General features: G+C 67.1%; 13 protein-coding genes. 6 read left to right on the forward strand and 7 right to left on the reverse strand.

Features of this window, described 5'->3' with window-relative positions; genetic code table 11:
* The first annotated feature begins 35 nt into the window (after positions 1-35).
* Positions 36-674 (forward strand): SGNH/GDSL hydrolase family protein, encoded by a 639-nt coding sequence (locus IEW01_RS00555; protein ID WP_188525660.1) that lies wholly within the window; start codon positions 36-38, stop codon positions 672-674.
* On the opposite strand, the gene IEW01_RS00560 is transcribed toward IEW01_RS00555, so the two are convergent.
* The 3 genes from IEW01_RS00560 to mutY form a co-directional block, all read right to left on the reverse strand.
* Positions 669-1,457 (reverse strand): exodeoxyribonuclease III, encoded by a 789-nt coding sequence (locus tag IEW01_RS00560; RefSeq protein WP_188525661.1) that lies wholly within the window; start codon positions 1,455-1,457, stop codon positions 669-671. The genes IEW01_RS00555 and IEW01_RS00560 overlap by 6 nt on opposite strands.
* A gap of 133 nt (positions 1,458-1,590) precedes the next feature.
* A complete protein-coding gene (locus tag IEW01_RS00565; protein ID WP_188525662.1) occupies positions 1,591-2,730 on the reverse strand; it encodes an alkane 1-monooxygenase in 1,140 nt (379 codons plus the stop codon).
* A 74-nt stretch (positions 2,731-2,804) separates the two neighbouring features.
* Positions 2,805-3,860, reverse strand: coding sequence for an A/G-specific adenine glycosylase (gene mutY / locus IEW01_RS00570; protein ID WP_188525663.1), 1,056 nt, complete (start codon positions 3,858-3,860; stop codon positions 2,805-2,807).
* A gap of 112 nt (positions 3,861-3,972) precedes the next feature.
* Here mutY and IEW01_RS00575 point away from each other — a divergent pair, with 112 nt between their 5' ends.
* On the forward strand, positions 3,973-4,470 hold the full coding sequence (locus IEW01_RS00575; protein WP_188526629.1) for a DUF721 domain-containing protein: 498 nt from the start codon (positions 3,973-3,975) through the stop codon (positions 4,468-4,470).
* 10 nt (positions 4,471-4,480) lie between these two features.
* Positions 4,481-5,149, forward strand: coding sequence for a DsbA family protein (locus IEW01_RS00580; RefSeq protein WP_188525664.1), 669 nt, complete (start codon positions 4,481-4,483; stop codon positions 5,147-5,149).
* Here the strand turns inward: IEW01_RS00580 and lpxK are convergent.
* The 3 genes from lpxK to IEW01_RS00595 all read right to left on the reverse strand — a co-directional run bounded on the left by lpxK (position 5,143) and on the right by IEW01_RS00595 (position 7,723).
* On the reverse strand, positions 5,143-6,090 hold the full coding sequence (lpxK, locus tag IEW01_RS00585; RefSeq protein WP_188525665.1) for a tetraacyldisaccharide 4'-kinase: 948 nt from the start codon (positions 6,088-6,090) through the stop codon (positions 5,143-5,145). The genes IEW01_RS00580 and lpxK overlap by 7 nt on opposite strands.
* Before the next feature lie 2 nt (positions 6,091-6,092).
* Complete coding sequence (locus IEW01_RS00590; RefSeq protein ID WP_188525666.1) at positions 6,093-7,391, reverse strand: 3-deoxy-D-manno-octulosonic acid transferase; 1,299 nt, start codon at positions 7,389-7,391, stop codon at positions 6,093-6,095.
* Positions 7,392-7,522: 131 nt separating this feature from the next.
* Positions 7,523-7,723, reverse strand: a complete 201-nt coding sequence (locus tag IEW01_RS00595) for a heavy-metal-associated domain-containing protein (protein ID WP_188525667.1) — start codon at positions 7,721-7,723, stop codon at positions 7,523-7,525.
* Positions 7,724-7,853: 130 nt separating this feature from the next.
* Here IEW01_RS00595 and IEW01_RS00600 point away from each other — a divergent pair, with 130 nt between their 5' ends.
* Together IEW01_RS00600 and cueR are read left to right on the forward strand one after the other, a co-directional pair.
* Positions 7,854-10,295, forward strand: a complete 2,442-nt coding sequence (locus tag IEW01_RS00600) for a heavy metal translocating P-type ATPase (protein WP_188525668.1) — start codon at positions 7,854-7,856, stop codon at positions 10,293-10,295.
* On the forward strand, positions 10,292-10,690 hold the full coding sequence (cueR, locus tag IEW01_RS00605) for a Cu(I)-responsive transcriptional regulator (protein WP_188525669.1): 399 nt from the start codon (positions 10,292-10,294) through the stop codon (positions 10,688-10,690). The genes IEW01_RS00600 and cueR overlap by 4 nt, the downstream gene beginning before the upstream one ends.
* Here cueR and IEW01_RS00610 read toward each other — a convergent pair.
* Positions 10,687-11,010, reverse strand: a complete 324-nt coding sequence (locus tag IEW01_RS00610) for a hypothetical protein (protein ID WP_188525670.1) — start codon at positions 11,008-11,010, stop codon at positions 10,687-10,689. The two genes, cueR and IEW01_RS00610, sit on opposite strands and share 4 nt — an antisense overlap.
* Before the next feature lie 134 nt (positions 11,011-11,144).
* On the opposite strand from IEW01_RS00610, the gene IEW01_RS00615 reads away from it, so the two are divergent.
* The gene (locus tag IEW01_RS00615; protein ID WP_188525671.1) at positions 11,145-11,876 is read left to right on the forward strand and encodes a GntR family transcriptional regulator; all 732 of its coding nucleotides are present in this window, start codon (positions 11,145-11,147) and stop codon (positions 11,874-11,876) included.
* The last annotated feature ends 104 nt before the right edge of the window (positions 11,877-11,980 follow it).

Genomic DNA, 11,980 nt, shown 5'->3' on the forward strand with positions numbered 1-11,980 from the left:
TAGCATCCCCTCAAACCTGAAAGATAGATCCACCGATGCGGAAATCCCTCCTCGTTTTTGGCGATTCGAACAGCCACGGCACGCCGCCCATCGTCACCCCCGGTGAATACCGACGCTATGAATCCGAGGCGCGTTGGCCTTCGGTCGCGGCTCAAAGGCTTGGCGCCGCGTGGGAGGTGAGTGTGCAGGCCCTGCCGGGACGGACCACCGGGATCGAAGACCCCGTGATGGGCGCGCACATGAACGGGCAGATCGGCCTGCGGATCGCGCTTGGAAGCCATGGGCCGATCGACCTGCTCGCAATCATGCTCGGCACCAACGACATGAAGGCGCGGTTTGCTCCGACGCCGGAAAAGATCGCCGCAGGGATCGCCGGGCTGGTCGATCTCGCGCTTTCGGCGGAATACCAAACCCGCCACGGCGGCTTCGAGGTTCTGGTGATCTGCCCACCAAGGGTGCTCGAACAAGGCCCCATTGCCGGAGAATTCATCGGCGCGACAGCGGTGAGCGAGGCTCTGCCGCATGTTCTCAAGGCCCATTGCGCGGCACGCGGGGTGCACTTCTTCGACGCGGGCAAGGTGATATCGCCCAGCGAACAGGACGGCGTTCATTTCGATCCCGACACCCACCGCGCCCTCGGCGAAAACATCGCCGAGTTCATCGCCGCGCTATAGATCGAAACTGGCAAACACCGGCGCGTGATCGGACGGCTGCGGCCAGCCACGCACCTCGCGGCGGATACGGCTGGAATGGGCCGCGTTGGAAATATCGGGCGTGGCCCAGATGTGATCGAGCCGGCGGCCCTTGTCGGCGGCGTCCCAGTCCGGTGCGCGGTAGGACCACCAGGAATAGAGGTTGCCCTCGGGAATATCCTGTCTCGTGATATCCACCCACCTGCCCGCCTCCTGCGTCTGCGCAAGGTGCTCCACCTCGACGGGCGTGTGGCTCACCACCTTCAGGAGCTGCTTGTGGTTCCACACGTCGTCTTCACGCGGCGCGATGTTGAGGTCGCCCACGAGGATCGACCTTTCGAACCGCTCGTAATGGAACCAGTCACGCATCTCGGTGAGGTAGTCGAGCTTCTGGCCGAACTTCACGTTGATTTCCCGGTCGGGCTTGTCGCCGCCTGCGGGGACGTAGAAATTGTGGATCACCACGCCGTTCTCCAGCCGCGCGGCCACATGACGGGCATGGCCGAGCGCGGCGAAATCCATCTCGCCCATGTCCTCCAGCGGCAGTTTCGACAGGATCGCCACGCCGTTGTAGCCCTTCTGCCCACGCGCCACCATGTGATGGTAGCCCAGCGCGTGGAACCCCTCGGTCGGGATCTTCTCGACCGGGCTCTTGCATTCCTGCAGGCAGAGAACATCTGGCGCGTCCTCTTCCATGAGCCGTTTCACGAGCCCCTCGCGCAGTCGCACGGAATTGATGTTCCAGGTTGCCAATGTGAAGCTCATGAGGCCCTCCGAGGTGCAGCGCGGCCCACCCTATAGCCATTCAAAACCCGGGGAAACCGCTCCCCCGGGGCCTTGGCGAAAAATGTGGATGGTCAGGGCAGGCGGTCCGCAGACACGCCCGGCCGACAGCGTTTCAGCGAATGGCCGGATCGGGAAAGTCACCGCGCTTGTAGGGCTCCCAATCGGTGATTTCCGGGTAGTGATCCTTGCGCCACTTGCGCACCCGCGGGTTCATCACCCGGCGCCAAAGCGGCGGCACCATCGCGGCGAGCGCCATCAGCGGATAGCCCAGCGGCAGTTGCGGCGCCTTGTCTTCGGGGTAGGTCTGCAACAGCGGGTAGCGGCGGGCCGGCTTGTAGTGATGATCGGAATGACGCTGGAGATTGATGAACTGCCAGCTCGTCGCCTTGTGATCGGCGTTCCAGCTGTGATGCGGGCGCACCGGCTCGTATTTGCCGTTGCCGAGATATTTGCGCGTCAGCCCGTAGTGCTCGACGTAATTCGTCAGCTCCAACTGCCAGATCGCCACGAAGGCCTGGAAAGCGAAGAGCCCGAGCCCCTCCCATCCGCCCACAAGAAGCGCAAGGATAAGGGCGCCCATCTGAAGCGCGGCGTAACGCCAGAACGGGTTGGCCCCGTCGAAGGGCGCAAGACCGCGCCGGGCCAGCATCGCCTTTTCTGCCCGCCAGGCCGAGGCCAGACCGCTCACCAGCACCCGCAGGAAGTAGCGGTGAAACCCCTCGCTATAGCGCGCCGTCACCGCGTCGCGCCGGGTGCCGACCCAGGGGTGATGCACCAGGAGATGCTCGGTGCGGAAATGGCTGTAGAGCACGGTGGCGAGCAGGAGATCGCCCAGCCAGCGCTCGAACCGATCGGACTGGTGCAGAAGCTCATGGGCATAGACGATGCCGATCGACCCGGTCAGCACGCCCACGCCGAAGAACACGCCGAGCTTTTCCCAGCCGGTGAGGTGGGTGGAGCCGGTCACATACCAGATCGTGCCGTAGATCAGCACAACCTGGATCGGCAGCCAGATCCAGGTGATGAACTTGTACCAGAACAGGTAGCTGTCTGGGGTTTCGGGATCGGGGTTCTCGGTATTGCGCCCGAGCACCGTGTCAAGCCCGGCATAGAGCCACCACGCGCCGAGCGGCGGCAAGAGCATCGCCCATCCGCCGTAGCGCGCCGAGAGGATCACCAGCGGCAGGAGCAGGAGCGAAACCCAGAACGGCAGGGCGGATGAGAACCGGGCGATCATGGGAGCGGGGATCATGGCACAACCTTTCGGAACCCTCGGGCAAGCATAGGCCGGGTCGCCGGCCGGCTCAACGGGTGCGGTGCAATCACTCAGGCGGGATCGAGCGCGGTGCGGGCAAGATCGAAGGCCTTGCGCATCACCGTTGGCAGATCCGACGGCCGCAGCGCGGCCACGAACTCGCCGCGCACCGGCGCGCAATCGGCGGGAAGTTCGGCCACGCGCAGCGCGAGCCGCAGGTGAAAATGCGTGAATGTATGGCGCACCTCCGCCCCGGGATCGCGCCAATCGGCATCGGCGGGGGGAGACTGGACGCCCGAGCCATCCCAGCCACCACCGGGCCAGCCGAGCATCCCCCCCAGAAGCCCACCATCGGGCCGCCGTTCAAGAAGCCATGCGCCGTCTTGCCGCCGCCCGACAAAGGCCACGCCATGGCGCACGGGCTTGGGCTTTTTCGCTTCACGCGCGGGCAGGTCGGCCGCAACACCGCCGGCCCGGGCGCGGCAGTCGTCCCGCCAGGGGCAGATCCCGCAGGCGGGGCGCTTGGGGGTGCAGATCGTTGCGCCGAGGTCCATCACCGCCTGGGCATAGTCGCCCGGGCGCCTGTGCGGGGTCATCTCCGCTGCCCGTTCGCGCAACTCGGGCTTGGCGCCGGGCAATGGCGTTTCCACCCGGAAGAGCCGCGCCATCACCCGCTCGACGTTGCCATCCACCACCGTCTCGGGCCGATCGAAGGCAATCGCGGCGATCGCCGCTGCGGTGTAGGGGCCGATCCCGGGAAGAGCGCGCAGCGCCTCGGCGGAATCGGGAAAAACGCCCCCGTGTTCGCCCGCCACGATGCGGGCGCACTTGAGCAAGTTGCGCGCGCGGGCGTAATAACCAAGCCCCGCCCATTCACCCATGACCTGTCCGTCATCCGCCGCCGCGAGCGCCTCGACGGTGGGCCAGAGTTCGAGAAACCGGGTGAAATACGCTTTCACCGCCGCCACCGTCGTTTGCTGGAGCATGATTTCGGAAAGCCAGACGGCGTAAGGGTCGGCCCGCTGCCCCGCGCTGCCGGCGCCGGGGGCCACGCGCCACGGCAATTCGCGGGCGTGGCGGTCATACCAGCCAAGGAGTTCTGCCGCCATTATCGCCGCGTCACGCATGTTTTATTCGCCTCCGCCGGTTTGAAGTGGCACAGCCGCGCCATGGGCCCTAGTATCCTGACCTCGAAAGGGTAAGCCAGTGACCACACGGAAAAATGAGCCGGACCGTCGCATGCGGGGCTTCGAGCGCACCTCGAGCCTGCTAGGTCCGCGCATCCGCAAGGCTGGCGAAACCCGTGGCTTCGCCGTCACCCGGCTGCTCACCCATTGGGACGAGATAGCCGGGCCGGACGTGGCGCGCATCGCCCGGCCGGTCGAGATTCACTATGGGCGCGAGAAGGGCTTCGGGGCCACGCTCGTCCTGCTCACCACCGGGGCAAACGCGCCGATGCTGGAAATGCAGAAGGAAAAGATCCGCGAGAAGGTGAACGCCACCTATGGTTACGCCGCGATCTCGCGTATCCGCATCACCCAGACAGCCCCCACCGGTTTTGCCGAAGGCCAGGCCCAGTTCACCCGGCCAAGCCGCGAGGCGCCCGCCAAGCCCGACCCCGAGATCGCCGCGCGCGCGCACATGACCGCCGAGGGCGTCCATGACGAAAGCCTGCGCGCCGCGCTTGAAACACTGGCGCAAAACGTCCTATCCCGCCGGAAAGACCCGGCCGACTGAGAGGAACTCAATGACCCGCATTCTTCCCGTTATCGCCCTTGTGCTCGCGGCCGTCGCCGGCGGCGCATGGTATCTGACCCAGCCCGCCGGAAGCGGCGTGGTGACACCCGCCGAGGCGCAGACAACCGCCGAAACCCCCGACGCCGACATGATCCTGCCCGACCGGGTGCTCGGCAGCGAAGACGCGCCGGTGACCGTGGTGGTCTATTCCTCCTACACCTGCCCGCATTGCGCCAACTTCCATGCCGACCAGTTCAAGAACCTGAAGGCCGAGTACATCGACACCGGCAAGGTGCGCTACGTGCACCGCGAGGTCTATTTCGATCGCTACGCGCTGTGGGGCGGGATGATCGCCAATTGCGGCGGCGACATGCGGTATTTTGGTATCGCCGACATGCTCTACGAACAGCAGAAAGACTGGATCGGCTCCGGCGATGGCGACGAGATTCTCGGCAACCTGCGCCGGATGGGCAAAACCGCCGGTCTGTCGGACGACGAGGTCGACGCCTGTTTCGCCGATCAGGAGATGGCCACCAAGCTTGTCGCCACCTACCAGTCCACCGCCGAGGCCGATGGCATCAACGCCACGCCGACGCTCGTGATCGACGGCGAGAAGCATTCCAACATGAGCTACGACGCGCTCAAGGACATCATCGAAGAGCGGCTGGCGGCTCAGTAAGCGCCCGGCAGGCGCGCATCCAGCGCCGCCCAGTCGTCGAGTTCGAGGCGCACGGGCAGGCTGAGCACCTTCTGGCGAAAGGCGCGGGGCAGTCGCACCGCGTCTTTTTCCGTTGTGACGAGCTGCGCCCCCCGCAGCCGCGCCTCGGCATCAAGCCGGGCCATCAGCGCAGGCGTGAGTTCCTGGTGATCGGTGAGCGCCTGCGCCCGCAACAGGTTGGCGCCAAGCCCCCGCAGCGTGGTGAAGAACCGCTCCGGCGCGCCGATGCCCGCGAAGGCCACCACGTCGAGCCCTTGCCAGTCCATCCCGGTGGTCAGCGGCTCCAGCCGTGCCGTGAGATGCGGACAGGGCAGCGCGCCGCCCCAATCCTCGCAAAACCGCGTCTGCGCCGCATCGGGCCCGACGGTGACGAGAAGATCGGCCGCGGCGAGCCCCGGCCCGAGCCGGCGTTTCAGCGGCCCGAGCGGCCAGGCATAGCCATTGCCGAACCCGCGCGCCGCGTTCTCCACGAGGATCCGCAGATCCGCGGCCACCGGGCCTTCGGGCACGCCGCCGTCGAGCACCACGATCTGCGCGCCTGCAGACATCGCCGCGCGCACGCCCTCACCCGGCTCCGCCGCCACCCAAGTGGGCGCGAAAGCGGCGATGAGAAGCGGCTCATCGCCCACCTCCGCCACCGAATGGCGGCGCTCGTCGACCCGAAGCGGCACCCCCTCCCCGGCGGTGACAACGTGAACCGCGCGCCCCTTCATCGCCAGCCGCTGCGCCAGCGCGATGACCATGGGCGTCTTGCCGCTGCCCTCCGGCGTCAGGCTGCCCACCGCCACGACCGGAACCGGCAGCCGCCGGGGTGCGGCCCGGCGCGCGGTGCGTCCGGGCGCGATGGGGCCGATCAGGCGCAGGAGCGCGCCGGGCGGGCGATACCAGAACCGCGGCGCCATGGTCAGAGTCCCCGCGCGTCGAGCGCATCGAGCACCAGCGTCACCACCCGGTCGGTCGCTTCCGCGCCGGAGGTCGTCACTTCCCAGGCCGCGGCCGCCATTTCGGCAACGTGATCGGGTGCGAGCAAGTGTTCCACCGCGCGCGCCAGGCTCTCCGTATCGGTCACCGCGCGCGCCGCGCCGGCCTCGCGCAGCCGCGTGTAGCTTTCGCGCCAGAGCCCGAGGTGCGGGCCGAACAGAACCGCCGAGCCCAGCGCGGCCGCTTCGTAGGGATTGCGCACGCCAAAGCCGGACGCGCCCAGCAAGGTGCCCCCCATCAGCGAAACCGGCGACAGCCGATACCACAGCCCGAGTTCATCCGGCAGATCGGCGACGAATATCTCCAGTTCCGGTTCCGGTTCATCCTCCTGCGATCGCAGGCCAACGACCCATCCCCCCGCCTCCAGGTCCTTGGCAAGCTCGGCGCCGCTTTCAAGAGGGTCCGGCACGAGGAGCAAGAGCAGCCGGTGCGCGCGCCGCATCGCCTGCTGGTGTGCCGCCACGATCATCGGCACTTCGCCCGGTGTGGCGCCGGCGGCAAGCCAGACCGGCCGCGCGGCCAGAAGTTCGGCAAGCGTATCGCGCTCCGCCTGGCTGCAGGGCAGCGGCGCGCCGCCCTCCTGCAGGAAGCCCAGCGCCTCGATCCGGTCGGCGGGCACGCCAAGGGCGCGCAATCCCTCCGCCGAGCGCGTATCGCCGGCGAGAACATGCGAGAAGCGCGCCAGAAGCGCGCGCCGCAACCCCGGCAACCAGCGCCAGCCGGGCCGGTCCGGAACCCGGGCATCTATGAGAAACATCGGCACCCCGGCGCCATGCGCGGCCTCGATCAGCGAGGGCTCCAGGTGGTTGTCGGCCCAGATTGCCACGTCGGGCCGCCAATGCGCGACAAACCATTCAGCCCCCGGTCCAACCCCATACGGCGCCGATTGCAGAACAACATCGCGCGGCAGCCGTGCCACGAGCAGTTCGTCGGGCCCATGGCGGGCGGTGGTGATGAGAACCCCCAGATCGTCACGCTCCTCGCGCAGACGGTCAATCAGCTCGGGCACGCCCAGCGCCTCGGCCTCGCTGCCGACATGAAGCCAGACGAGCGGCCCCTCGGGGCGCGCAAGATCCGACGCGCCGAGTCTTTCCGCGCCCCGGGACGCATCTTCGCGCCCGGCTTTCATTTCCTGCCGCAAGAGCTTTTCCGCCCGCGCCCGCCCGCGCGCTTTGCGCGCCGCGAGGTAGAGCGCGAGGGCGAGGGCCGGTCCCCTGGCCACGGCGGCTTAAGGTCTCAGGCCTGTGCGGGGGGCTCGGCCACCGCGCAAGGGAGTAAGCTCAAGGGTCATCGCGCCTCCGCATCGTTCCGATCGCGGCGACCGTAGATCACCGGCGCGGAAGCGAAAAGCCCTTACCCGAGCGCGTTGGCCTCGAAGCCCGCGGTCTTGATCGCGGCGATGATCTCGCTTTCGTCGAGCACGGCATCGACCTCGACCTCGCGCGCCTCCATGTCGAAGGACACGTCTGCGCCGGGATCGGCGTCAAGCAAGGCCCCCTCGATCGACGCCTTGCAATGGCCGCAGCTCATTTCGGGAACGGAAAATCGGCTCATGGTCACCTCCAATCTACCCTTGAGGTAAGTGCGCGGTGCGGAGCCGGTCAACGGTCAAAACGCGCGCGGGGCTTGACCTTCCAGTCACAGGAACCACTAAGTGTTGCCTCAAAGCAATCATGGGTAGCAGATGACCGATCTCACACTTCAAGTCGAAGGCATGACCTGCGCCACCTGCGTGGGCAAGGTGGAGCGCACGCTCGACGATCTCGCATTCGTGCGCGGCGCCAGCGTCAACCTGGCAGGCGAAAGCGCCCAGATGTCGGTCGAAGACCCTTCCGACCTCGCCCGCGCCGTCGAGGCGCTGGCCCACGCCGGCTATCCGGTGGTGACAGACCGGCTGGAGATCGCGATCGAGGGCCTGACCGACGCGGCGGCGGTTTCCAAGGTCGAACGCGCGCTCGTCGGCCTGCCCGGCGTGGTCGAGGCCCATGTGAACCTCGCGACCGAAACCGCAAACGTCACCATCGCCTCCGGCGCGGTGAAGCCTTCGGACGTGGCCGCCACGATCACGGCCACCGGCTATCCGGCGCGGGTGCGCACCGCCTCGGGGCAAGACATGGCCCGTCGCAAGGCGCAAGAGATCTCCCGCCTGGGTTGGCTCACCCTTCTCGCGGCCGCCTTGACGCTGCCCGTTTTCATCGTCGAAATGGGGGGGCACCTCGTTCCGGCGTTCCACAGCTGGGTTCATGACACGATCGGGATGCAAACCTCCCGCGTGCTGCAATTCCTGCTCACCGGGGCGGTGCTGGTCGGCCCCGGTCAGCGGTTCTACACGAAGGGCATCCCGCAGCTTCTGCAAGGCTCGCCCGACATGAACTCGCTGGTGGCCATGGGCACCGGCGCGGCATTTCTCTACTCCACCCTCGCCACCTTCGCGCCCGGGCTTTTCCCCGCCGGCACGGCGAACGTCTACTTCGAGAGCGCGGCGGTGATCGTGGTGCTCATCCTGTTCGGCCGCTGGATGGAGGCCCGCGCCAAGGGCCGCACCGGCGAGGCGATCCGCGCACTGATGCAGCTTCAGCCCAAGACCGCCCGCGTCGAGCGCGACGGCGCGACGGTGGAAATCGCCGCCGAAGAGATCGCGCCGGGCGATATCATCCTCGTTCGTCCGGGCGAGTCCGTCGCCACCGATGGCAAAGTGATATCCGGCGAGAGCTACGTCGACGAAAGCATGATCACCGGCGAACCGGTGCCGGTGGAAAAAACGGAAGGCGCGAAGGTGACCGGCGGCACGGTCAACACCACCGGCGCGCTGCGGGTGGAGGCCACTCGTGTGGGGGCCGACACCACGCTCGCCCAGATCATCCGCATGGTCGAGCAGGCGCAGGGCGCCAAGCTGCCGATCCAGTCGCTCGTCGACCGCGTCACGCGCTGGTTCGTGCCGGTGGTGATGGGAATCGCGGTGGTCTCGATCCTCGCCTGGCTTGCCTTCGGCCCTGATCCGGCGCTGAGCTTCGCGCTGGTGGCGGGGGTTTCGGTTCTGGTCATTGCCTGCCCCTGTGCCATGGGTCTCGCCACGCCCACCTCAATCATGGTGGGCACCGGGCGCGGCGCCGAGCTTGGCGTTCTGTTTCGCAAGGGCGACGCGCTGCAGGTGATGGAAGGGGTGAAGGTGGTGGCGCTCGACAAGACCGGCACCCTCACCGAGGGCCGGCCGGAATTGTCCGACATCGTGACCGCCGACGGGATGAGCGAGGCGGACGTGCTGCGCCTCGTCGCCGCCGCCGAGGCGCAATCGGAGCACCCGATCGCCTCCGCGATCCTGCGGGCCGCCGAGGAGCGGGGCATTGCCTTGCCCAAGGTGGACAAGTTTCGCGCCCTGCCGGGATACGGCATCAAGGCCGAGATCGAGGGCAAGACGGTGCTCGTCGGCGCCGACCGGCTGATGGAGCGCGAGAAGATCGCGCTCGGCGCGCTCACCGACACCGCCGCCAGCCTCGCCCGCGACGGCAAGACGCCGCTCTACGCCGCGATCGACGGCGCCCCCGCGGCGGTGCTCGCGGTGGAAGACCCGATCAAGCCAAGCACGCCCGCCGCCATCGAGGCGCTGCACCGGATGGGGCTGGAAGTGGCGATGATCACCGGCGACAACAGCGCCACGGCGGAGGCCATCGCGCAGCGTCTCGGTATCGACCACGTTACCGCCGAGGTGCTGCCGCGCGGCAAGGTGAAGGCGATCGAAGACCTGCGCGCGGCGCATGGCATCACCGCTTTCGTGGGCGACGGGATCAACGATGCCCCCGCGCTTGCCGCCGCCGATATCGGCCTTGCCATCGGCACCGGCACCGACGTGGCCATCGGCGCGGCCGACGTGGTGCTGGTTTCGGGCGAACTGCCCGGCGTCGCCACGGCGATCCACCTGTCGCGCCGCACAATGCGCAACATTCGCCAGAACCTGTTCTGGGCCTTCGGCTACAACGTGCTGCTGATCCCGGTCGCCGCCGGGCTGATCTACCCGGCCACCGGCCTTCTGCTCTCGCCGATGCTCGCCGCCTTCGCGATGGCGATGTCTTCGGTCTTCGTCCTTTCCAATGCGCTCCGGTTGCGCTTCGTGGAGGTGCCGTCATGAACATCGGCCAGGCCGCCGAGGCCGCGGGCCTTCCCGCCAAGACGATCCGTTATTACGAGGAGATCGGGCTGATCAAGCCGGGCCGCAACGCCAACGGCTACCGCGCCTTCACCGCGAAGGACATCCACAACCTCGCCTTTCTCGCCCGCGCCCGCGCGCTGGGCTTTTCCATCGAGGATTGCCGCGCGCTGCTGGCGCTCTACGAGGATACCTCGCGCGCCAGCGCCGACGTCAAGCGGATCGCCCAGCGCCACCTCGACGAGATCGAGGCCAAGATCCTCCAGTTGCGCGAGATGCGCGACACGCTCGCCAACCTGGTCGACGCCTGCCGCGGGAACCATCGGCCCGATTGCCCGATCCTGGCCAGCATGAGCGGCGGGAGAACCGATACCTAGACCGACGAGAAACAGCCGATGGCATTGCCGTGCACGTTGATGTCGACGGGGCCGAACCGGCTCTCGACCGCCAGAGAAAACTGATCGAGCCAGGGCAGCCAGAGCACGCGGTAGGCGCCGTTGGTGCGCGTCACCGCCCAGGCCCAATCGGTCAAACCGCCGGCGAGATTGACCTCGATGAACTGGGGTTCGATCAGCGAGGCTTCGAAATCCGCGAGGATCGCCCGATTCCACGAGCCGATGCCGTGGCCGTGGCTGTCGGGATCGAACCCGTCGATCTCGGCGGCGAGGCGCGCCTTGATGTGTTCAATCTCGCGCATTTCGGATCTTTTCCCGTCTTTTCAAACCGAAGCTAGGCAGCGCCAAGGTCCCGGTCAAGTCGCGCACCATGGCGTGGCCCCTTCCTGAAGGCGCCGAATATGTATACATTGCCGTGTATACATCGGGAGGAAACATGCCGGAAACCAAGGGCAGCACCCACACCAAGCGCGCCACCTACGAGCTGCGCCACCGCATCATCGAAGGCAAGATCGCGGGCGGAACCCGGCTGTTCGAGGTGGCGCTTGCCGAAGAGCTGGCGATCTCGCGCACGCCGGTGCGCGAAGCGATGTCGCGGCTCGCCGAGGAAGGGCTTCTGGAGCGCGCGTCCGGCGGCGGGTTCATGGTGCGCTCGTTCACCTACCAGGACGTGATCGACGCCATCGAACTGCGCGGTGTGCTCGAAGGCACCGCCGCCCGGCTTGCCGCCGAACAGGGCGCCGATCCCGATGATTTGCGTCATATCAACATGATCGTCGACGAGATCGACCATTGTTTCGGCGCGATCGACACCCCCGCCGACTTCGACCGCTACAGCGAACTGAACGCTGCCTTCCACGATGCCCTGGCGCGGCTCTGCGGCAGCGCGATCATCCTGCGTGAGCTGGAACGGGTGAAATCGCTTCCCTTCGCCTCGCCCTCCGCCTTCGTGCTCGGACGCTCTCAGAACGCCGCAGCGCATCGCGGCCTCGTCATCGCCCAGATGCAGCACCGGGCACTGGTGGAGGCAATCAGGCAGCGCGAGGGAAGCCGCGCCGAAGCGGTGGCACGCGAACATGCGCGAATCGCCCGGGAGAACCTCGAAACCAGCCAGCGCGAGGAAAAAACCGTGTCCAACTTGCCGGGAATGTCGCTCGTGATCGACTGATACCCGACTCTGCATACATTTTTTGGGCTTTTTTCGGCGGTCTTTCATTTCTGCTTGAAAATATCGCGGCAAATCTGGATGATTGTATACATTCGCACCCATGG

Source organism: Sinisalibacter lacisalsi, assembly GCF_014640115.1.
GTDB lineage: Bacteria > Pseudomonadota > Alphaproteobacteria > Rhodobacterales > Rhodobacteraceae > Sinisalibacter > Sinisalibacter lacisalsi.